The following is a 21,045-nucleotide window of genomic DNA, read 5'->3' as shown; positions in this document are numbered from 1 at the left end:
AAAATATCGGGAGGATTTAGCAAATCTATGGCAATTGAAGTCGGAAGTAAGTTAAAAGGTAAAGTAACAGGGATTAAGAATTTCGGTGCATTCGTGGAACTGCCAGAAGGAAAAAGCGGACTTGTTCATATCAGTGAAGTAGCGGATAGTTACGTTGAAAATGTAGCAGACCACCTGGAAATGGGACAGGAAGTAGAAGTAAAAGTATTATCTGTCGGTGATGACGGGAAAATCAGTCTGTCAATCAAGAAGGCGAAAGATCGTCCGAAACCACCAGCAGCACCGAAGCAGGAAAAGAAACCTGAGGATTTTGAAAAGAAACTTTCAAACTTCCTTAAAGATAGTGAGGAACGACTTACTTCTGCAAAACGTCAGACAGAACGTCGCGGCGGTAAAGGCGCGAGACGTTAATAGCATAAATAAAAGATTGTCTCTAGCGGGACAGTCTTTTGTTATTTAAGGAGATGTGAAATGGAAATCAACTGGAAAGAGACAGACAGGGTCGCTGTAGCCGTTTCTGGCGGAGTTGATTCGATGGTATTGCTGGATAAAGTAAGGCGTTCCGGACATTATAAGACCTTATCCATTTTACATGTCCATCATGGTTTAAGAGCAGAGTCAGACGCAGAAGCGGCTATGATTGTAGAATACTGTGGACAATATGAACTGCCCTTTCATATGACACGTGTCCCGAGTGATTATTTTAATCCTGACCGGAGTATCCAGAACGAAGCACGCGATTTTCGCTATCGATTTTTTGATGACATGTCTCTGCACTTTGATTGTCTCCTGACGGCTCATCACCGTGACGACCAGATAGAGACTGTACTCTTCAGGTTGTTTACGGGACGCTCTCAACTGCAGCCGCTTGGAATCAGTCAGCTGGATAGAGGATATCCGGTGTACAGACCGTTACTGCGTGATTCGAAAGCCTCTTTATATCACTATGCTGCACGGCATCAAGTTCCTTTTATGGAGGACACATCAAATGAAAAATCAGACTACACAAGAAATGCGATTCGCCATCAGCTGATTCCTGTCATCAATCAGATAGAAGGGCTGTCAGCAACACATTTAAATGATCTCGCTGACTGGCAAAGTGAAGTACTTGCCCTCATAAAGGAGCAGGCGGATCGAATCCTGGCAGTGTTTAACGAACAGCGAAGCTATAACAGACAACTGTTCAACACTTTAAATCCAGTCGTCAAACGGCAGGTACTTATGAGTCTCATCGAAAATCATGCAGCAAGTCATGCAGAAGTGTCACGTCACTATCTTGATGAAATTATCAGAGTGATAGGCACTGACAAAGCACAGGCCAGCTATCCTTTGACAGACGAGCTGCAGCTGGAAGCCGCTTACGATCAGCTGTACCTGGTAGACTCGTTGGATCAGTTAAATGAACTGATGATCACACGACCTGGACAATTTGAATTTAATGGATTTATGATTCAACTTACGGCCCCGATAACTGATATAATCAGAGTGAGGGTTTTTGAACCGGGTGACTACATCATCATCAACCAGCAACATCAGAAACTGAGCCGTATTTTTATCAATAAAAAAATTCCGCGTTTTTTGAGAGAACGGATGCCTGTGGTAACAGTCAATGAAGAGGTCATTGCGGTAGGAAATCTGAAGAAAAATCATCACCCATTCAATCAACATCTACATATTAAATTTAAAGGAGCAGAATAAGATGCATAATGATATCGGAAGTATCGTACTAACAGAGGAACAAATTCAAGCAGCATGTGAAAGATTAGGAAAGCGACTGACAGAGGATTACAAACATACAGTTCCACTTTGTGTAGGTATTTTAAAAGGGTCTGTGCTGTTTATGACAGATTTAATCAAAAAAATCGATACACACGTTGAGATTGATTTCATGGATGTATCAAGCTATCACGGGGGTACAGAGTCAACAGGAGAAGTAAAGATCCTGAAAGACTTAAGTACATCTGTTGAAGGCCGCGACGTCATCATCATTGAAGATATTCTGGAAACAGGAACGACTTTAAACGCAATCATTGATCTGTTAAGCTACCGTAAGGCGAATTCAATTGAAATCGTGACATTATTAGATAAGCCGTCCCGCCGTAAAGTAGCGATTGAAGCCAAATATGTCGGCGAAAAAATTCCGGATGACTTCGTCGTTGGATATGGTCTGGATTATCAGGAAAAATATCGTAACCTGCCGTATATCGGTTTATTAAAAGAAGAAGTTTACAGCTAGTTTTGATAGTTTGACTATTTTTGATATTTCAAGTGTAATTAGTAGAGAGTTACTATCAAAATATGTTAAAATTTCATCTAGCTTTACAAATGAGTAGGAGGATAATGTGAATGCAAAAAGCCTTGCGTAACGTCTTGATGGTTGCCTTATTCGGCATCGTCATTTTTGGGGTTTTCTCATGGATTAACGGTAATGGCGCCCTGCCAAAACCTATCACATACACTAAGTTAATGACTGAGCTTGAAAAGGGGAACGTTAAAGAATTAACATTACAACCTGAGCAAGGTGTCTATTTAGTCAATGGTAAGTTGAAGGATGCCAAGGAAAATGAATCATTTACATCAGTGGTTCTTTATAACAACGAAGAGGACTTGAAGCACATTACAGATATAGCTGAGTCCAATAAAGGAAAAATGGAATTTAATATTAAACCAGCGGATAAAGATAATGCCTTCTTAGGTTTAATATCAACTTTACTGCCTCTTTTATTATTAGCTTTCTTCTTTATTTTCTTTTTATCACAGTCACAAGGTGGCGGCGGCGGTGGCCGTGTGATGAACTTCGGAAAATCTAAAGCAAAGCTGTACGACGACAAAAAGAAAAAAGTTCGTTTTACAGATGTTGCGGGTGCAGACGAAGAGAAACAGGAACTTGTTGAGATTGTCGATTTCTTAAAAGACAACCGTAAGTTCAAAAAAATGGGTGCTCGTATCCCTAAAGGGGTTCTGTTAGTAGGTCCTCCGGGTACAGGTAAAACTTTACTTGCACGTGCTGTTGCAGGTGAAGCAGGTGTACCATTCTTCTCTATCAGTGGTTCTGACTTCGTAGAAATGTTCGTCGGTGTCGGTGCGAGCCGTGTCCGTGACTTATTCGAAAATGCGAAAAAGAATGCACCTTGTATTATTTTCATCGATGAAATTGACGCAGTCGGTCGTCAGCGTGGTGCCGGTGTCGGTGGTGGACATGATGAACGTGAACAGACACTGAACCAGTTACTTGTTGAAATGGATGGCTTCGGTGAAAACGAAGGTATCATCATGATTGCAGCAACAAACAGACCAGATATCCTGGATCCAGCTTTACTACGTCCAGGTCGTTTCGACAGACAGATTCAAGTAGGACGTCCAGACGTTAAAGGCCGTGAAGCGGTCCTTAAAGTACATGCGCGCAATAAACCGCTTGATGAAACAGTCGATATTAAAGCGCTGAGTCAGCGTACACCAGGTTTCTCAGGTGCAGATCTTGAGAATTTACTGAATGAAGCAGCGCTTGTCGCAGCTCGTCAAGGCAAAGCTAAAATTGATATGCGTGATATTGATGAAGCAACAGACCGCGTTATTGCAGGTCCAGCTAAAAAATCTCGTGTTATCTCAGAAAAAGAACGTAATATTGTCGCATGGCATGAAGCGGGTCATACAGTCATCGGTAAAGTACTTGATGAAGCAGAGATGGTTCATAAAGTGACAATCGTTCCTCGTGGTCAGGCTGGCGGTTACGCGATGATGTTACCGAAACAAGATCGCTACTTTATGACGAAACCGGAACTTCTCGACAAGATTGTTGGTTTACTTGGCGGTCGTGTCGCTGAGGAGATTACTTTCGGTGAAGTATCAACAGGTGCGCATAATGACTTCCAGCGTGCGACAGGTATCGCTCGTAAGATGGTGACTGAATATGGTATGAGTGATAAGCTTGGACCTCTGCAGTTTGGTACGAGTGAAGGCGAAGTCTTCTTAGGTCGTGACATGGGTCATGAACCAAACTATTCAGATCAGATCGCTTACGAAATTGATCTCGAAGTGCAACGTATCATCAAGGAATCTTATGAGCGTTGTAAGCAGATTTTAACAGAGCATCGTGCTCAGCTTGATTTAATCGCTAAAACGTTACTTGTTGAAGAAACATTAGTTGCAAATCAAATCGACAGCTTATTCCATCAAGGTACACTGCCTGAAGTGAACTATGATGATTCACATCTCTATCATATCGATGAAGGTCGTGTGAAAAACCATACGACTGATGAGCGCGTCATCGTGAAAGACGTTGATGAGCACCCATCTGAAGATGATAAAGTCGGCTCTTCATATGAAGAGGTTAAACGTGAACTTGAAAACGGCGGCGAAGTAGCAGATGAGAATGACAACGAACCAGAACCTAACGTGGATCGTTTAGATAAAGACAAATTTTAAATATGAATCCCTTTCCTCTTCATTGCAAGATGAAAGGGATTTTTTAAAGGAGAATGATTATGACACAGGATTATTTAGTGAGAGCACTCGCGTTCAATGATGAAGTTCGAGCATTCAGCGTACGTTCAACTCAGACTGTACAAGTAGCACAGGACAAACATTATACATGGCCGACAGCATCAGCAGCACTTGGACGTTCAATGACAGCTGGACTCATGATGGGTTCAATGTTGAAAAATGAAGAGAAACTGACTATTACGATTAACGGAGGCGGGCCAATCGGGCAGATTATCGTTGATGCGAACGGTAAAGGTGAAGTACGTGGCTACGTCACAAATCCGCAGACACACTTCGACTTGAATGAGCACGGTAAGCTTGATGTGGCGCGTGCTGTCGGAACTGAGGGTTCTTTAAACGTCGTGAAAGATATCGGTATGCGGGACTTTTTCACAGGGTCTACACCGATTGTCTCGGGTGAACTTGGTGAAGATTTCACTTACTACTTTGCGACAAGTGAACAGGTACCTTCTGCAGTGGGTCTAGGCGTTCTCGTTAACCCTGATAACACTATCAAAGCAGCAGGTGGTTTTATTATTCAACTGATGCCTGGTGCATCTGAAGAAACCATCAGTGCGATTGAGCAGCACCTCGGTGCAATGGAGCCGGTCTCAAAACTGATTGATAAAGGTCTGTCACCAGAACAAGTACTTGAAGAAGTGCTTGGCGAGGACAATATCCGTATTATCGACCGCATGGATGTTGAGTTTAAATGTAATTGCGGTAAAGAAAAGTTCAGTACTGCCATTAAGGGGTTAGGTAACGCAGAAATTGACAGTATGATTAAAGAAGATGGTGGCGCAGAAGTGGAATGTCATTTCTGTCGCGAGAAGTATCATTTCAGTGTCGAAGAACTGGAAGCATTGAAAGAAGCGTAAAAACTACCCAGACCGAATGCAAAATGTTACACTTAATCCGATAACAATACTATGTTTTGAGGTGGAATAAATGAGCAAACGTGTCAATAATATTACTGAAGTCATCGGCAACACACCATTAGTGAAGTTAAACAGAGTAGTTCCTGAAGGCGCAGCAGATATCTATGTGAAGCTTGAATATCAGAACCCAGGTTCATCTGTGAAAGATCGTATTGCACTTGCTATGATTGAAGCAGCGGAAGCAGCAGGCGAGCTAAAAGCGGGGGATACAATTATTGAACCGACTTCCGGTAACACGGGGATTGGTCTTGCGATGGTCGCAGCTGCTAAAGGCTATAAAGCTGTACTCGTTATGCCTGACACAATGAGTCAGGAAAGACGCACATTACTTCGTGCATACGGAGCTGAACTTGTGCTGACACCTGGTGCTGAAGGCATGAAAGGTGCTATCGCTAAAGCGAACGAACTGAAAGAGTCTAAAGGTTACTTCATGCCACAGCAATTCGAGAATATGGCAAATCCAGAAGTGCACAAACGCACGACGGGCCCGGAAATTGTGTCAGCGATGGAAGGACTGTCTATCGATGCCTTTATCAGCGGCGTTGGTACAGGTGGTACTCTGTCAGGTGCAGGTTCAGTGATCAAAGAAAGTCATCCATCTGTTGAAATCGTTGCAGTTGAGCCTGTTGATTCACCGGTTTTAAGCGGCGGTCAGCCTGGCCCTCACAAAATTCAAGGTATCGGTGCAGGATTTGTACCGAAAACACTTGATACAGAGATGTATCAGTCAGTCATTCAAGTGGGAAATGACGAAGCGATGGAGATGAGTAGACGTGTTGCCCGTGAAGAGGGTATTCTTGGCGGTATCTCGTCTGGCGCAGCGATTCATGCAGCGATTAAAAAAGCGCAGGAACTCGGCGCAGGTAAAAATGTTGTAGCGATTCTACCAAGTAATGGGGAACGTTACCTATCTACACCCCTCTATGCTGAATATCATTAATTATTAAATTTCGGACTATCTTATATAAGATAGTCCGCTTTATTTGTTATAATTGATGCATTATGGAGGGTGAGACAATGACTTTAATAATGGGTATATTGAATGTGACACCTGATTCGTTCTCGGATGGCGGTCAATATAACAGTGTGGAAAAAGCAGTGATGCGTGTAGAGGAAATGATAGAAGAAGGCGTGGATATCGTTGACATAGGTGGGATCTCAACGCGCCCCGGCTTTGAAGAGATTTCAGTAGAAGAAGAACTGGACCGCGTTGTAGAAGTGGTTAAGGCCATTCGTCCTTATGATGTCCTGATTTCAGTCGATACTTACAGAAGTGAAGTCGCAGAAGCTGTGCTTAAAGAAGGCGCAGATTTCATCAATGATCAGTGGGCAGGCAAATATGATCCAGCCATCTTTGATGTAGTGGCTCAGTATGATGCAGGTATTTTCCTCATGCATAATGCAGAGCAGATTGTTGAGACAGATGACATTATGGAAGCAATTATTGATGATCTATTGCTGCAGGTCGATCTTGCACTTGATGCAGGTATCAAAGAAGATAATATCTGGCTTGATCCAGGAATTGGATTCGCCAAGACAAGACAGCAGGAAATAGAGACGATGCGCCGTCTTGATGAACTATGCAGCGTGGGTTATAAAGTACTCCTTGCTACGAGCCGCAAACGGATGGTGAAAGATCTTCTGGATGACGGGCTGCCTGCTGATCAGCGCGACGAAGGAACTGCGGCGACAACAGCATGGGGCATTATGCAAGGTGTTGAAGCTGTCCGAGTGCATAACGTGGCAATGAACGAAAAGATTGCGAGAGTGACAGACAGACTGCGAGGTATCTATAATGGATAAAATATTTCTGAGTGGTATGAAATTTTATAGTTATCATGGTGTTTTTGCAGAAGAAAATAAACTCGGTCAGATTTTTATTGTCGATGCTGTTCTTACCCTTGACCTGAAAGAAGCGGGAAAGACAGATGACCTTGAGACTACCATCAATTATGGTGAAGCCTATCAGCTGATCGAAAAAGAGATGGAGACACCCTCTAAACTCCTTGAACATGTTGCTGAAAGAATCGTACGCGCACTTTTCGAGCAGTATGAACGACTTGAAGAAGTAACGATTAAGATTACAAAACAAAATCCTCCGATTGCGGGTCATTATGACGGAGTCGGTATTGAAATCAACCGTGTGAGGTAGTATAATGTCTACTATTTACTTGAGTCTTGGCAGCAATATTGGAGACCGCAGGCAGCAGCTGACTGATGCTGTACGCTTGCTCGGTGAACAAGCGCAGGTCAAAAAAGTATCGTCTGTCTATGAAACTGCGCCGGTTGGTGGAGTCGAACAGGACGATTTTTATAATATTTGTGTTGAACTGGAAAGTGAACAGGCACCAGAAGAGATTCTTGCGATGTGTCAGGCTATCGAGTCACAGCTGAACCGCGTACGAATCGTTCACTGGGGTCCGCGGACAATCGATCTGGATATTCTGATGATTGACGACTATATCATTGAGACAGAAGACCTGAAAGTACCGCATCCTTATATGTTAGAACGGAGCTTTGTGCTCATCCCTCTGGCCGAAATAGCGCCGGAAGCCATTCATCCTAAGGCTAAAAAAATGATTAAAGAACTTGTCCATGAAGATAAAGAAGTAAGGAAAACAGAAGTGAGGCTATAATATGTGGAAAATAGGCGATATAGAAATCAATAATAAAGTCGTACTCGCGCCAATGGCAGGTGTCTGTAATGCAGCATTCCGCCTGACAGTCAAAGAATTCGGTGCAGGTCTTGTCTGCGCTGAGATGGTCAGTGACAAAGCGATTTTATTCAATAACGAGAAGACGATGAAGATGCTCTACATCGATGAGAATGAGCGTCCGTTATCTCTGCAGATATTTGGCGGCGAGAAAGAAACATTAGTTGAAGCGGCGAAATATGTCGATCAGAATACGACGGCGGATATCATTGATATCAATATGGGCTGTCCTGTATCTAAAATCATCAAGTGTGAAGCAGGCGCCCGCTGGTTGCTGGACCCTCCTAAAATCTATGAGATGGTCTCTGCAGTAGTAGAAGCCGTCAATAAACCGGTGACCGTGAAGATGCGAATCGGCTGGGATGATGACCATATCTATGCAGTTGAAAATGCGAAGATGATAGAAAAAGCCGGTGCTGCAGCAATAGCGGTCCATGGCCGTACACGTGTTCAGATGTATGAAGGTCATGCAGACTGGAGTGTCATCAAACAAGTGAAAGAAGCGGTATCAATCCCTGTCATCGGTAATGGGGATGTCACATCACCTGAAAGAGCCAAGCAGATGCTGGAAGAAACAGGAGTAGATGCAGTCATGATCGGGCGAGAGGCACTAGGAAACCCGTGGATGATTTATCGTACTGTCCATTATCTCGAAACAGGTGAACTGAAGCCGGAACCTTCTATTTCAGAGAAGATGGATGTTGCAGTACTACATTTAGACCGTCTGATTCATCTGAAAGGTGAGAAAGTCGCTGTGATGGAGATGCGTAAGCACGCATCATGGTACTTAAAAGGGATTAAAGGCAACGGTAAAGCTCGTAAACTGATTAATGCAGCCGAGACACGCGATGAATTAGTTGATATACTAAGAACATTCGAACAACAAGTGCTAGAAGAAACTAAAGTAGCAGAAGGAGTGTAATAATGACTGAAGAATTAAACGACCAGATGCTGGTGCGTCGCCAGAAAATGCAGGATCTGATGGATTTAGGTATTGATCCATTTGGCCAGAAATTTGAACGAACTGGAAATGCCGTAAGTCTGACTGAAGCATGGGATGCTTTTTCGAAAGAAGAACTCCATGACAAAGAAGAAGAATCAAAAGTCGCGATTGCCGGCCGTATCATGACGAAACGTGGTAAAGGTAAAGCAGGATTTGCGCATATTAAAGACCTTTCAGGCCAGATTCAAATCTATGTCCGTAAAGATGCAGTAGGAGACGAACAGTTCGAGCTGTGGAACAACGCAGATTTAGGTGATATCGTCGGTATTGAAGGTGTGATGTTCAAAACGAATACAGGCGAACTGTCTGTTAAAGCTCAGAACTTCACGATGCTTTCTAAAGCGCTTCGCCCGCTGCCAGATAAATTCCATGGACTGCAGGATGTAGAACAACGCTATCGTCAACGTTATCTTGACTTGATTACAAGTGATGATTCTACTCAGACATTCATTACACGTAGCCGCATCATTCAAGAGATACGTAACTATCTGAATCAGAAAGGCTTTCTCGAAGTTGAGACGCCAATGATGCATGCCATTGCCGGTGGAGCAGCAGCACGTCCTTTCGTGACGCATCACAATGCACTGGATATGACGCTTTATATGCGTATTGCGATTGAACTTCATCTGAAACGCCTGATTGTCGGCGGTCTGGAGAAAGTCTACGAAATCGGCCGTGTCTTCCGTAACGAAGGCGTGTCAACTCGTCATAATCCAGAGTTCACAATGATCGAACTGTACGAAGCGTATGCGGATTATAATGATATCATGGACCTGACAGAAGAACTGATCGCTTACCTTGCAGAAAAAGTAACGGGTTCAACAACTGTGTCTTACGGCGGGGAAGAGATTAATCTCGCACCGAAGTGGCGCAGATGGCATATGGTAGATGCTGTTAAAGAATATACAGGTGTTGACTTCTATGAGGTTAAATCCGATGAAGAAGCGCATCAGCTGGCAAAAGAACATGGTATCGAAGTGAAACCGAACATGAAATATGGTCATATACTCAATGAGTTCTTCGAGCAAAAAGTAGAGGAAGAACTGGTTCAGCCTACCTTTATTTATGGCCATCCGGTAGAAATCTCACCATTAGCAAAACAGAATAAAGAAGACAAACGATTTACAGACCGTTTTGAACTGTTCATTGTACGTCGTGAACATGCGAATGCCTTCACTGAGCTCAATGATCCTGTCGATCAGCGTCAGCGTTTTGAAGCGCAGATGGTCGAGAAAGTAGAAGGTAACGACGAAGCACATGAAATGGATCACGATTTCATTGAAGCGCTTGAATATGGTATGCCGCCTACAGGTGGACTGGGTATTGGTATTGACCGTCTAGTCATGCTTCTTACAGACTCAGCTTCTATTCGTGACGTCCTGCTCTTCCCTTATATGAGACAAAAGTAGTCTTTTTATACTGTCGCAGTAGCGGCAGTATTTTTTTATGAAAAAAATGAGTATAAAGTGTTGACTTTAGTTTTGAAATTATGTAATATAAAAAAGTCGCTTGAGACAGGAAATTAAAGCTTGTAAAGACAAAGTTAACTTTGTTAAGACGGTGTAAAATTTACTGTTGAATTATTAAGAACAAGCGAGTATAATTCATTAAGTACTGAATTTTGCCTGGTGATGATGGCAGAGAGGTCACACCTGTTCCCATACCGAACACAGAAGTTAAGCTCTCTAGCGCCGATGGTAGTTGGACTTACGTTCCGCGAGAGTAGGATGTTGCCGGACAGAATTCATTTGGAGGATTAGCTCAGCTGGGAGAGCATCTGCCTTACAAGCAGAGGGTCGGCGGTTCGATCCCGTCATCCTCCACCATTTTCTATTATGCCGGAATAGCTCAACTGGTAGAGCAACTGACTTGTAATCAGTAGGTTGAGGGTTCAAGTCCTTTTTCCGGCACCATTCATTCTAGAGCCATTAGCTCAGTTGGTAGAGCATTTGACTTTTAATCAAAGGGTCAGAGGTTCGAATCCTCTATGGCTCACCATTAATAATTTTGCGGAAGTAGTTCAGTGGTAGAATACAACCTTGCCAAGGTTGGGGTCGCGGGTTCGAATCCCGTCTTCCGCTCCATTATTCCTTACAATAAATAATTTATATAGATTGCCGGGGTGGCGGAACTGGCAGACGCACAGGACTTAAAATCCTGCGGTAAGTGATTACCGTACCGGTTCGATTCCGGTCCTCGGCACCATTTAATTTCATCTAGCGCCCGTAGCTCAATTGGATAGAGCGTTTGACTACGGATCAAAAGGTTAGGGGTTCGACTCCTCTCGGGCGCGCCATTTATAGCTACGGGAAGTAGCTCAGCTTGGTAGAGCACTTGGTTTGGGACCAAGGGGTCGCAGGTTCGAATCCTGTCTTCCCGACTTACTAAATATATGGGGGCTTAGCTCAGCTGGGAGAGCGCCTGCTTTGCACGCAGGAGGTCAGCGGTTCGATCCCGCTAGTCTCCACCATTTATTTAAATGAACATTGAAAACTGAATGACAATATGTCAACGTTAATTCCAATAATTTGAGTACTAACAGTACTTTCAAGAGTGATTGGCTCAACCAATCAAAGAGCTTTATCAAACACTTTTATGGAGAGTTTGATCCTGGCTCAGGATGAACGCTGGCGGCGTGCCTAATACATGCAAGTCGAGCGGACAGACGAGGTGCTTGCACCTCTGAAGTCAGCGGCGGACGGGTGAGTAACACGTGGGTAACCTACCTGTAAGACTGGGATAACTTCGGGAAACCGGAGCTAATACCGGATAATATTTTCCACCTCATGGTGGAATAGTGAAAGACGGTTTCGGCTGTCACTTACAGATGGACCCGCGGCGCATTAGCTAGTTGGTGAGGTAACGGCTCACCAAGGCGACGATGCGTAGCCGACCTGAGAGGGTGATCGGCCACACTGGGACTGAGACACGGCCCAGACTCCTACGGGAGGCAGCAGTAGGGAATCTTCCGCAATGGACGAAAGTCTGACGGAGCAACGCCGCGTGAGTGAAGAAGGTTTTCGGATCGTAAAACTCTGTTGTAAGGGAAGAACAAGTACGTTAGTAACTGAACGTACCTTGACGGTACCTTACCAGAAAGCCACGGCTAACTACGTGCCAGCAGCCGCGGTAATACGTAGGTGGCAAGCGTTATCCGGAATTATTGGGCGTAAAGCGCGCGTAGGCGGTTTCTTAAGTCTGATGTGAAAGCCCCCGGCTCAACCGGGGAGGGTCATTGGAAACTGGGAGACTTGAGTGCAGAAGAGGAGAGTGGAATTCCATGTGTAGCGGTGAAATGCGCAGAGATATGGAGGAACACCAGTGGCGAAGGCGGCTCTCTGGTCTGTAACTGACGCTGAGGTGCGAAAGCGTGGGGATCAAACAGGATTAGATACCCTGGTAGTCCACGCCGTAAACGATGAGTGCTAAGTGTTGGGGGGTTTCCGCCCCTCAGTGCTGCAGCTAACGCATTAAGCACTCCGCCTGGGGAGTACGGTCGCAAGACTGAAACTCAAAGGAATTGACGGGGACCCGCACAAGCGGTGGAGCATGTGGTTTAATTCGAAGCAACGCGAAGAACCTTACCAAATCTTGACATCCTCTGACAACTCTGGAGACAGAGCGTTCCCCTTCGGGGGACAGAGTGACAGGTGGTGCATGGTTGTCGTCAGCTCGTGTCGTGAGATGTTGGGTTAAGTCCCGCAACGAGCGCAACCCTTATCTTTAGTTGCCATCATTCAGTTGGGCACTCTAGAGAGACTGCCGGTGACAAACCGGAGGAAGGTGGGGATGACGTCAAATCATCATGCCCCTTATGATTTGGGCTACACACGTGCTACAATGGATGGTACAAAGGGCAGCGAAACCGCGAGGTCAAGCAAATCCCATAAAACCATTCTCAGTTCGGATTGTAGTCTGCAACTCGACTACATGAAGCTGGAATCGCTAGTAATCGTAGATCAGCATGCTACGGTGAATACGTTCCCGGGTCTTGTACACACCGCCCGTCACACCACGAGAGTTTGTAACACCCGAAGCCGGTGGAGTAACCTTTTAGGAGCTAGCCGTCGAAGGTGGGACAGATGATTGGGGTGAAGTCGTAACAAGGTAGCCGTATCGGAAGGTGCGGCTGGATCACCTCCTTTCTAAGGATAATACGGAAAAGGAATCTTAATTCCTTCGGAATAACGTCTGACATATTGTATTCAGTTTTGAATGTTCATTCATTCAAATGGGCCTATAGCTCAGCTGGTTAGAGCGCACGCCTGATAAGCGTGAGGTCGATGGTTCGAGTCCATTTAGGCCCACCATTTTTAAAAATTGTACTTTGAAAACTAGATAAAGAAGAAGAAAAAAGATTTTACCAAGCAAAACCGAGTGAGTTCATTTATTGAATTCTCAAAAAATCGCGCGTCTGTATTCATACAGACATCACATTATTAATAACAGATTAAGTTATTAAGGGCGCACGGTGGATGCCTTGGCACTAGAAGCCGAAGAAGGACGTTACTAACGACGATATGCTCTGGGGAGCTGTAAGTAAGCACTGATCCAGAGATTTCCGAATGGGGAAACCCAGCATGAGTTATGTCATGTTATCCATATGTGAATACATAGCATATGAGAAGGCACACCCGGAGAACTGAAACATCTAAGTACCCGGAGGAAGAGAAAGAAAACTCGATTCCCTGAGTAGCGGCGAGCGAAACGGGAAGAGCCCAAACCAGGATGCTTGCATCCTGGGGTTGTAGGACACTCAGCACGGAGTTACAAAGGAACGATTTAGACGAATGACTTTGGAAAAGTCAACCATAGAAGGTAAAGGTCCTGTAGTCGAAAAGTCGTCCCCTCCTGAGTGGATCCTGAGTACGGCGGAACACGTGGAATTCCGTCGGAATCCGGGAGGACCATCTCCCAAGGCTAAATACTCTCTAGTGACCGATAGTGAACCAGTACCGTGAGGGAAAGGTGAAAAGCACCCCGGAAGGGGAGTGAAATAGAACCTGAAACCGTGTGCTTACAAGTAGTCAGAGCCCGTTAATGGGTGATGGCGTGCCTTTTGTAGAATGATCCGGCGAGTTACGTTTTGATGCAAGGTTAAGCAGTGGATGCGGAGCCGCAGCGAAAGCGAGTCTGAACAGGGCGAATGAGTATCAGGACGTAGACCCGAAACCAGGTGATCTACCCATGTCCAGGTTGAAGTTCAGGTAACACTGAATGGAGGACCGAACCGACTTACGTTGAAAAGTGAGCGGATGAGGTGTGGGTAGCGGAGAAATTCCAATCGAACCTGGAGATAGCTGGTTCTCTCCGAAATAGCTTTAGGGCTAGCCTCGCATGATGATTACTGGAGGTAGAGCACTGTTTGGACTAGGGGCCCCCCTCGGGTTACCGAATTCAGACAAACTCCGAATGCCAGATAATTTAATGCGGGAGTCAGACTGCGGGTGATAAGGTCCGTAGTCGAGAGGGAAACAGCCCAGACCACCAGCTAAGGTCCCAAAATATATGTTAAGTGGAAAAGGATGTGGCGTTGCCCAGACAACTAGGATGTTGGCTTAGAAGCAGCCATCATTTAAAGAGTGCGTAATAGCTCACTAGTCGAGTGACGCTGCGCCGAAAATGTACCGGGGCTAAACATATTACCGAAGCTGTGGATTGTCCGTAGGACAATGGTAGGAGAGCGTTCCAAGGGCGTCGAAGCATGACCGTAAGGACATGTGGAGCGCTTGGAAGTGAGAATGCCGGAGTGAGTAGCGAAAGACGGGTGAGAATCCCGTCCACCGATTGACTAAGGTTTCCAGAGGAAGGCTCGTCCGCTCTGGGTTAGTCGGGACCTAAGCCGAGGCCGACAGGCGTAGGCGATGGATAACAGGTAGATATTCCTGTACCACCTGAGATTGTTTGAACGATGGGGGGACGCAGAAGGATAGGCGATCGTACTGTTGGTTATGTACGTCCAAGCATTGAGACTGAGTGTCAGGCAAATCCGGCACTCGTAAGGTCAGGATGTGATGGGGAGCGAAATTAAGTAGCGAAGTCGTTGATTTCACACTGCCAAGAAAAGCCTCTAGTTAGATATCAGGTGCCCGTACCGCAAACCGACACAGGTAGTCAAGATGAGAATTCTAAGGTGAGCGAGCGAACTCTCGTTAAGGAACTCGGCAAAATGACCCCGTAACTTCGGGAGAAGGGGTGCTTTTTAGGGTGCAAGCCCTGAAGAGCCGCAGTGAATAGGCCCAAGCGACTGTTTATCAAAAACACAGGTCTCTGCAAAACCGTAAGGTGACGTATAGGGGCTGACGCCTGCCCGGTGCTGGAAGGTTAAAAGGAGTGGTTAGCATTAGCGAAGCTACGAATTGAAGCCCCAGTAAACGGCGGCCGTAACTATAACGGTCCTAAGGTAGCGAAATTCCTTGTCGGGTAAGTTCCGACCCGCACGAAAGGCGTAACGATTTGGGCACTGTCTCAACGAGAGACTCGGTGAAATCATAGTACCTGTGAAGATGCAGGTTACCCGCGACAGGACGGAAAGACCCCGTGGAGCTTTACTGCAGCCTGATATTGAAATTCGGCACAGCTTGTACAGGATAGGTAGGAGCCTTTGAAGCGTGAGCGTCAGCTTACGTGGAGGCGCTGGTGGGATACTACCCTGGCTGTGTTGACTTTCTAACCCGCGCCACTTATCGTGGCGGGAGACAGTGTCAGGCGGGCAGTTTGACTGGGGCGGTCGCCTCCTAAAGAGTAACGGAGGCGCTCAAAGGTTCCCTCAGAATGGTTGGAAATCATTCGCAGAGTGTAAAGGCACAAGGGAGCTTGACTGCGAGACCTACAAGTCGAGCAGGGTCGAAAGACGGACTTAGTGATCCGGTGGTTCCGCATGGAAGGGCCATCGCTCAACGGATAAAAGCTACCCCGGGGATAACAGGCTTATCTCCCCCAAGAGTTCACATCGACGGGGAGGTTTGGCACCTCGATGTCGGCTCATCGCATCCTGGGGCTGTAGTCGGTCCCAAGGGTTGGGCTGTTCGCCCATTAAAGCGGTACGCGAGCTGGGTTCAGAACGTCGTGAGACAGTTCGGTCCCTATCCGTCGTGGGCGTAGGAAATTTGAGAGGAGCTGTCCTTAGTACGAGAGGACCGGGATGGACATACCTCTGGTGTACCAGTTGTCGCGCCAGCGGCATAGCTGGGTAGCTATGTATGGACGGGATAAGTGCTGAAAGCATCTAAGCATGAAGCCCCCCTCAAGATGAGATTTCCCAACTTCGGTTATAAGATCCCTCAAAGATGATGAGGTCAATAGGTTCGAGGTGGAAGCACAGTAATGTGTGGAGCTGACGAATACTAATCGATCGAAGACTTAATCAAATATCAGATTTTTTAGCTCGGTGAGCTTGTGAATCAATTTCTTCTTACTTATCTAGTTTTGAGAGTATAATATTCTCACCCTGTCTGGTGATGATGGCAGAGAGGTCACACCTGTTCCCATACCGAACACAGAAGTTAAGCTCTCTAGCGCCGATGGTAGTTGGACTTACGTTCCGCAAGAGTAGGACGTTGCCGGGCAAATAGAAAGAGACCTGTCAGGTCTCTTTTTTTTGTATTAATTTATTCATTAAATTCTCTATATCATTTCTGATTGAACCATCTTTTAGCCCTCCGTATCCTAAAATAAGCTGCTGTTTATATATCTTCTGATTGTGTTCAGCATAGTCACTGATTAAACTTACTTCGACATCCTCCGGTTTTATAAGTGGATAGTTGAAAGTGATGACACAGTGCATACCTGCTTGTTCCCCGCTGATTGCTATTTCCTGCTGAAAAGGTTTAAGTGCTTCTAATACCGCATCCAGTTTTTTCTTATAAGCTTTTCTTGTTCTGTTGATGTTACGTTCAAATTCTCCTGACTGCATGAAACGCGTGATGATATATTGAATGTGTCTAGGCACAGTCATATTGGGTTTATGCTTTAGCTCATGATATTTTTTGAGTAGTGGTTCTGGTAGTACGATATAAGCAACACGAATACTGGGGTATATTGATTTTGAAAATGTACTCATATAGATGACTTTCTGATGCGTATCGAGTCCTTGTAGAGCTTTTAGAGGTTGCCCTCTATATCTAAATTCACTGTCATAATCATCTTCTATAATATATCTATCTTGCTTCATAGCCCATTTTAATAATTCTGTTCTTCGCCTTGCTGACAGAACGGCTCCTGTTGGAAACTGATGACTGGGTGTTACATGAACAATATCAGCTGTTTGATGAAGGGCGTCGACGACTATGCCTTCTGCATCTACTTCAACGGGCAGATATGTTTTATTCTCGTACTTAAGTACTTTTCGGATAAGAGGATAACCAGGATCTTCGACTTGATAGGCTGCCTCGGGTAGTATGCGTGTCACAAGGGTAAACAATTGTTCAGTTGAACTGCCGATAATAATCTGTTCGTTGCGACAATTGACGCCTCTTGAATGATAGAGATAACGGCGGATTTGCTCTCTTAAGGCGTATTCACCTTGAGGATGTCCTCGGTCTAAAAGTTCGTCCATTTCAATTTCAAAAGCTTCTTTAGCATACTTTCTGAAAAGGTGATGAGGAAAACCGGAATGATGGCTGTCTTCGATTTTAAATGAAGGCCTGTCCCTCTTCTTTTCGGGTTGTCTATCTTCTATTCTGTTTTCTGGTGCGCTGTTCAGCGTTGCTATCGTTTCTACAAAATAACCCACTTGCGGTTTTGAATAAATAAATCCTTCATCAAGCAGCTGCTGATAGGCAATCTCTATTGTCGTACCACTTAAGTTCAGATGCTGACTTAACTTACGCTTAGAGGGAAGCTTTTCATTCTGTATCAGCTTGCCTGACAGAATATCCTGTTTAATAAACTGATAAAGCTGCTGATAAAGAAAAGTGTCTTCTGTAAACTTATATGTAAGCATTTCCATATGGTAAACTGACCCCTTAATTTTTATTAAAACTGATACTTTTATAATATCAGTTTATTCGCTACATTAGTAGGTGAAATGAAATTGAAGGAGTGTATCAAATGTCTAAAATTTTAGGTTCAGATAAAGTAAAACGTGGTATGGCAGAAATGCAAAAAGGCGGCGTCATCATGGACGTTGTCAACGCGGAGCAGGCTAAACTGGCTGAAGCTGCTGGTGCGGTAGCAGTTATGGCTTTAGAACGTGTACCAAGTGATATCCGTAAAGCAGGCGGCGTTGCACGTATGGCGGATCCTCGTATCGTTGAAGAAGTAATGAACGCTGTTTCTATTCCTGTTATGGCTAAAGGCCGTATCGGACATATTACAGAAGCTCGTGTATTAGAAGCGATGGGTGTGGATTACATCGATGAATCAGAAGTTCTGACACCTGCTGATGAAGAGTTTCATTTAAAGAAAGATGAGTTTACTGTTCCATTCGTATGCGGTTGCCGTGACTTAGGTGAAGCTGCACGTCGTATCGGTGAAGGCGCTGCTATGCTTCGTACTAAAGGTGAGCCGGGTACAGGTAATATTGTAGAAGCTGTCCGTCACTTACGTAAAGTGAATGCACAAGTCCGTAAATTATCAGTGATGAACGATGATGAGATCATGACGGAAGCTAAATTACTGGGTGCACCTTACGAAGTCTTAAAAGAAATCAAAACGCTCGGCAAGTTACCGGTTGTCAACTTTGCTGCAGGCGGTGTTGCAACACCAGCTGATGCTGCACTGATGATGGAACTGGGTGCTGACGGTGTCTTCGTTGGTTCTGGTATCTTTAAATCTGAATCACCTGAAAAATTTGCTAAAGCGATTGTACAGGCGACTACACACTACCAGGACTATAAACTGATCGGTGAATTGTCTAAGGAGCTTGGCGCAGCGATGAAAGGTTTAGATATCAATTCTCTTTCTCTTGAAGAAAGAATGCAGGAACGTGGCTGGTAAGATGAAGATTGGTGTACTCGCGCTGCAGGGTGCCGTTCGCGAGCACCTGAAGCATATCGAACTGAATGGACATGAAGGTATTCCGGTTAAACACGTCGACCAGCTGGAAGACATTGATGGTCTTGTACTACCAGGCGGAGAATCGACAACGATGCGCCGGTTAATGGATTTATATGGTTTCACTGAAGCGCTGCGCAAAAGTGAACTGCCGATGTATGGCACCTGTGCAGGCCTTATCCTTCTCGCTGACGAAATAGAAGGCTACGATGAAGGCCATCTGAAGAAAATGGATATTAAGGTACGCCGTAATTCATTTGGACGTCAAGTTGACAGTTTTGAAGCAGATCTTGATGTAAAAGGCATTGAAGAACAGGTCAATGCGGTTTTCATTCGTGCGCCGCACATCGTCTCAGTAGATGATGATGTAGAAGTTTTAAGTGAAGTAGAAGATAAGATGGTAGCGGTAAGACAGGATAAATACTTAGGTATTTCGTTTCATCCGGAACTGACAGAAGATATTAAGATCATGAAGTATTTCATCGAAGAGATGGTTGCTAAAAACAAATAGAAGTCACCGGCCTATGCCGGTGACTTTTTTGTAAACAGCTAGCAGGATTTTTAGTCTGAAGGATGCTATAATGTGTCATTATATTTAAAGGAGTTTTGTATCATGAGTCTGTCACTCACAGAAGCTATCACAACTAGAAAATCGGTTAAAGAATTCGATCCAGACGTTAAGATTCCGCGCGAAGAAATGCTTGAAATGATTAAACTTGCTGCTGAAGCACCGTCGTCAGTTAACTTGCAGCCCTGGCGCTTCGTCGTTGTCGAGTCTGATGAAGCTAAAGAAAGTATTAAGGATCTGGTCCGTTTTAATACGCGTCAGTTAGAAACAAGTGCTGCATTTGTCCTGGTGCTGTCTGACAATGAGCATGTCCATGATATTGAAAAAGTATATGGTAAGAGTGTAGAACTGGGATACATGCCACAGGAAGTGATGACGACAAACGTTGCCGCACTAAAAGGTGCATTATCTCAGGCACCTGAGAGTTATATCAAAGTGCAAGGTATGATGGATGCGAATTTAGCAGCGATGCAGCTGATGCTGATTGCAAAAGATCATGGCTATGATACGAATCCGATCGGTGGTTTTGAACGTGATGAAGTGATGGAGGCTTTGAGTATCAATAAAGAGCGCTACGTGCCTGTCATGTTCATTGCAATGGGGAAAGGTGTGAAAGCACCTCATGACAGCAGCCGTCATGAAATAGAGGAGATTGTCTCCTTTAATGGTGGCGACGCTGAAGGTATCATTGGACAATAAAAGCTCAAGGAGGGAATTCCCGGACTGACCCCAGGATAAGACATTAGCAGGCTTATCACAGGATGAATTGGTAGAAGTCATGAAGCAGCACAGCATTGCTATTCATACAGATATCGTTGAAACAAATTCAGCTGAACTGAATGAGGTACTGGCGCATGTTATTGACACATATGGTGGCGGAGAAGTCATCGCCTGGAATGATCCACGTTTTGATGAGCTGAACATTGATTTAAAAAGATATGATACTTTTATCTGGGATGAGGACAAAGGTGCAGAAAATATCGAAGTCGCAGAACGTGCGAACATCGGTATTACTTTCAGTGATGTGACGCTTGCTGAAAGTGCCACAGTCGTCCTATACGCAGATAAAGGAAAAGGACGCAGTGTCAGCCTGCTACCGGCTACATATGTCGCCATTATTCCGAAGTCAACGATTGTGCCGCGATTTACGCAGGCAGCCGAGCAGATCAATCTAAGAAATAATGATTCGGATTTTCCGACATGTATCAACCTGATCACTGGTCCATCCAACTCAGCAGATATTGAGATGAAACTGGTTGTGGGTGTACATGGTCCAATCAAAGCGACTTATATTATCGTTGAAGACTATTAAAAAAGCTTCGAAATCAATTGATTTCGAAGCTT

At 44.8% G+C, this 21,045-nt stretch carries 16 protein-coding genes, 9 tRNA genes and 4 rRNA genes; 28 read left to right on the top strand and 1 reads right to left on the bottom strand.

Annotated features, from left to right (window positions below; translation table 11 throughout):
* Nucleotides 1-27: 27 nt before the first annotated feature.
* The 24 genes from MGG13_RS10845 to rrf (MGG13_RS10730) all read left to right on the top strand — a co-directional run bounded on the left by MGG13_RS10845 (nucleotide 28) and on the right by rrf (MGG13_RS10730) (nucleotide 16,705).
* The gene (locus MGG13_RS10845; protein ID WP_133432602.1) at nucleotides 28-411 is read left to right on the top strand and encodes a S1 domain-containing RNA-binding protein; all 384 of its coding nucleotides are present in this window, start codon (nucleotides 28-30) and stop codon (nucleotides 409-411) included.
* Between the two features lie 60 nt (nucleotides 412-471).
* Nucleotides 472-1,698 carry a tRNA lysidine(34) synthetase TilS gene (gene tilS, locus MGG13_RS10840; protein WP_239034861.1) on the top strand — a complete coding sequence of 409 codons (1,227 nt, stop codon included), beginning with the start codon at nucleotides 472-474 and terminating at the stop codon, nucleotides 1,696-1,698.
* 1 nt (nucleotide 1,699) lies between these two features.
* Nucleotides 1,700-2,236, top strand: coding sequence for a hypoxanthine phosphoribosyltransferase (gene hpt / locus MGG13_RS10835; RefSeq protein WP_239034860.1), 537 nt, complete (start codon nucleotides 1,700-1,702; stop codon nucleotides 2,234-2,236).
* A 110-nt stretch (nucleotides 2,237-2,346) separates the two neighbouring features.
* Entirely contained in the window at nucleotides 2,347-4,425 is a 2,079-nt protein-coding gene (gene ftsH / locus MGG13_RS10830; RefSeq protein ID WP_239034859.1) for an ATP-dependent zinc metalloprotease FtsH, read from the top strand.
* A 59-nt stretch (nucleotides 4,426-4,484) separates the two neighbouring features.
* Nucleotides 4,485-5,360 carry an Hsp33 family molecular chaperone HslO gene (gene hslO / locus MGG13_RS10825; protein WP_133432606.1) on the top strand — a complete coding sequence of 292 codons (876 nt, stop codon included), beginning with the start codon at nucleotides 4,485-4,487 and terminating at the stop codon, nucleotides 5,358-5,360.
* Nucleotides 5,361-5,430: 70 nt separating this feature from the next.
* The gene (gene cysK, locus MGG13_RS10820; protein WP_239034858.1) at nucleotides 5,431-6,360 is read left to right on the top strand and encodes a cysteine synthase A; all 930 of its coding nucleotides are present in this window, start codon (nucleotides 5,431-5,433) and stop codon (nucleotides 6,358-6,360) included.
* Between the two features lie 77 nt (nucleotides 6,361-6,437).
* The gene (gene folP / locus MGG13_RS10815; protein ID WP_133432608.1) at nucleotides 6,438-7,223 is read left to right on the top strand and encodes a dihydropteroate synthase; all 786 of its coding nucleotides are present in this window, start codon (nucleotides 6,438-6,440) and stop codon (nucleotides 7,221-7,223) included.
* The gene (gene folB, locus MGG13_RS10810; RefSeq protein ID WP_133432609.1) at nucleotides 7,213-7,572 is read left to right on the top strand and encodes a dihydroneopterin aldolase; all 360 of its coding nucleotides are present in this window, start codon (nucleotides 7,213-7,215) and stop codon (nucleotides 7,570-7,572) included. The genes folP and folB overlap by 11 nt, the downstream gene beginning before the upstream one ends.
* A gap of 4 nt (nucleotides 7,573-7,576) precedes the next feature.
* Complete coding sequence (gene folK / locus MGG13_RS10805; protein ID WP_239034857.1) at nucleotides 7,577-8,056, top strand: 2-amino-4-hydroxy-6-hydroxymethyldihydropteridine diphosphokinase; 480 nt, start codon at nucleotides 7,577-7,579, stop codon at nucleotides 8,054-8,056.
* Nucleotide 8,057: 1 nt separating this feature from the next.
* Nucleotides 8,058-9,056: a tRNA dihydrouridine synthase DusB gene (gene dusB / locus MGG13_RS10800; protein WP_133432611.1), complete on the top strand. Its 999-nt coding sequence runs from the start codon at nucleotides 8,058-8,060 to the stop codon at nucleotides 9,054-9,056.
* Nucleotides 9,057-9,058: 2 nt separating this feature from the next.
* Nucleotides 9,059-10,546, top strand: a complete 1,488-nt coding sequence (gene lysS, locus MGG13_RS10795) for a lysine--tRNA ligase (RefSeq protein WP_239034856.1) — start codon at nucleotides 9,059-9,061, stop codon at nucleotides 10,544-10,546.
* 215 nt (nucleotides 10,547-10,761) lie between these two features.
* Nucleotides 10,762-10,876, top strand: a 5S ribosomal RNA gene (rrf, locus tag MGG13_RS10790).
* A gap of 11 nt (nucleotides 10,877-10,887) precedes the next feature.
* Nucleotides 10,888-10,963 (top strand) — tRNA-Val (locus MGG13_RS10785).
* Nucleotides 10,964-10,974: 11 nt separating this feature from the next.
* A tRNA-Thr gene (locus MGG13_RS10780) sits at nucleotides 10,975-11,050 on the top strand.
* Between the two features lie 9 nt (nucleotides 11,051-11,059).
* Nucleotides 11,060-11,135, top strand: a tRNA-Lys gene (locus MGG13_RS10775).
* An 11-nt stretch (nucleotides 11,136-11,146) separates the two neighbouring features.
* Nucleotides 11,147-11,221, top strand: a tRNA-Gly gene (locus tag MGG13_RS10770).
* Between the two features lie 32 nt (nucleotides 11,222-11,253).
* A tRNA-Leu gene (locus MGG13_RS10765) sits at nucleotides 11,254-11,342 on the top strand.
* 14 nt (nucleotides 11,343-11,356) lie between these two features.
* A tRNA-Arg gene (locus MGG13_RS10760) sits at nucleotides 11,357-11,433 on the top strand.
* A gap of 10 nt (nucleotides 11,434-11,443) precedes the next feature.
* A tRNA-Pro gene (locus MGG13_RS10755) sits at nucleotides 11,444-11,517 on the top strand.
* A 14-nt stretch (nucleotides 11,518-11,531) separates the two neighbouring features.
* Nucleotides 11,532-11,607 (top strand) — tRNA-Ala (locus tag MGG13_RS10750).
* Between the two features lie 122 nt (nucleotides 11,608-11,729).
* Nucleotides 11,730-13,282, top strand: a 16S ribosomal RNA gene (locus MGG13_RS10745).
* 88 nt (nucleotides 13,283-13,370) lie between these two features.
* Nucleotides 13,371-13,447, top strand: a tRNA-Ile gene (locus MGG13_RS10740).
* 138 nt (nucleotides 13,448-13,585) lie between these two features.
* Nucleotides 13,586-16,507, top strand: a 23S ribosomal RNA gene (locus MGG13_RS10735).
* Nucleotides 16,508-16,590: 83 nt separating this feature from the next.
* Nucleotides 16,591-16,705, top strand: a 5S ribosomal RNA gene (gene rrf, locus MGG13_RS10730).
* Together the 16S, 23S and 5S rRNA genes with 9 tRNA genes alongside form the textbook arrangement of a ribosomal RNA operon.
* 17 nt (nucleotides 16,706-16,722) lie before the next feature.
* On the opposite strand, the gene pdxR is transcribed toward rrf (MGG13_RS10730), so the two are convergent.
* Complete coding sequence (gene pdxR, locus MGG13_RS10725) at nucleotides 16,723-18,087, bottom strand: MocR-like pyridoxine biosynthesis transcription factor PdxR (protein ID WP_239034855.1); 1,365 nt, start codon at nucleotides 18,085-18,087, stop codon at nucleotides 16,723-16,725.
* A gap of 101 nt (nucleotides 18,088-18,188) precedes the next feature.
* Here pdxR and pdxS point away from each other — a divergent pair, with 101 nt between their 5' ends.
* The 4 genes from pdxS to MGG13_RS10705 all read left to right on the top strand — a co-directional run bounded on the left by pdxS (nucleotide 18,189) and on the right by MGG13_RS10705 (nucleotide 21,013).
* Nucleotides 18,189-19,076: a pyridoxal 5'-phosphate synthase lyase subunit PdxS gene (pdxS, locus tag MGG13_RS10720; protein ID WP_133431817.1), complete on the top strand. Its 888-nt coding sequence runs from the start codon at nucleotides 18,189-18,191 to the stop codon at nucleotides 19,074-19,076.
* A gap of 1 nt (nucleotide 19,077) precedes the next feature.
* Nucleotides 19,078-19,644 (top strand): pyridoxal 5'-phosphate synthase glutaminase subunit PdxT, encoded by a 567-nt coding sequence (gene pdxT, locus MGG13_RS10715; RefSeq protein WP_239035722.1) that lies wholly within the window; start codon nucleotides 19,078-19,080, stop codon nucleotides 19,642-19,644.
* 102 nt (nucleotides 19,645-19,746) lie between these two features.
* Entirely contained in the window at nucleotides 19,747-20,400 is a 654-nt protein-coding gene (locus MGG13_RS10710; protein ID WP_239034854.1) for a nitroreductase family protein, read from the top strand.
* 67 nt (nucleotides 20,401-20,467) lie between these two features.
* Nucleotides 20,468-21,013: a LutC/YkgG family protein gene (locus MGG13_RS10705; RefSeq protein WP_239034853.1), complete on the top strand. Its 546-nt coding sequence runs from the start codon at nucleotides 20,468-20,470 to the stop codon at nucleotides 21,011-21,013.
* The last annotated feature ends 32 nt before the right edge of the window (nucleotides 21,014-21,045 follow it).

This window comes from Macrococcus brunensis, from assembly GCF_022343725.1.
GTDB lineage: Bacteria > Bacillota > Bacilli > Staphylococcales > Staphylococcaceae > Macrococcus > Macrococcus brunensis.
This window is presented reverse-complemented; position numbering and strand designations above follow the sequence as displayed.

Bases quoted from the DNA above. Each gene is read 5' to 3' on its own strand.
- MGG13_RS10845 (WP_133432602.1), top strand. From the start codon at position 28: ATGGCAATTGAAGTCGGAAGTAAGTTAAAAGGTAAAGTAACAGGGATT.
- tilS (WP_239034861.1), top strand. From the start codon at position 472: ATGGAAATCAACTGGAAAGAGACAGACAGGGTCGCTGTAGCCGTTTCT.
- hpt (WP_239034860.1), top strand. From the start codon at position 1,700: ATGCATAATGATATCGGAAGTATCGTACTAACAGAGGAACAAATTCAA.
- ftsH (WP_239034859.1), top strand. From the start codon at position 2,347: ATGCAAAAAGCCTTGCGTAACGTCTTGATGGTTGCCTTATTCGGCATC.
- hslO (WP_133432606.1), top strand. From the start codon at position 4,485: ATGACACAGGATTATTTAGTGAGAGCACTCGCGTTCAATGATGAAGTT.
- cysK (WP_239034858.1), top strand. From the start codon at position 5,431: ATGAGCAAACGTGTCAATAATATTACTGAAGTCATCGGCAACACACCA.
- folP (WP_133432608.1), top strand. From the start codon at position 6,438: ATGACTTTAATAATGGGTATATTGAATGTGACACCTGATTCGTTCTCG.
- folK (WP_239034857.1), top strand. From the start codon at position 7,577: ATGTCTACTATTTACTTGAGTCTTGGCAGCAATATTGGAGACCGCAGG.
- dusB (WP_133432611.1), top strand. From the start codon at position 8,058: ATGTGGAAAATAGGCGATATAGAAATCAATAATAAAGTCGTACTCGCG.
- lysS (WP_239034856.1), top strand. From the start codon at position 9,059: ATGACTGAAGAATTAAACGACCAGATGCTGGTGCGTCGCCAGAAAATG.
- pdxR (WP_239034855.1), bottom strand. From the start codon at position 18,087: ATGGAAATGCTTACATATAAGTTTACAGAAGACACTTTTCTTTATCAG.
- pdxS (WP_133431817.1), top strand. From the start codon at position 18,189: ATGTCTAAAATTTTAGGTTCAGATAAAGTAAAACGTGGTATGGCAGAA.
- pdxT (WP_239035722.1), top strand. From the start codon at position 19,078: ATGAAGATTGGTGTACTCGCGCTGCAGGGTGCCGTTCGCGAGCACCTG.
- MGG13_RS10710 (WP_239034854.1), top strand. From the start codon at position 19,747: ATGAGTCTGTCACTCACAGAAGCTATCACAACTAGAAAATCGGTTAAA.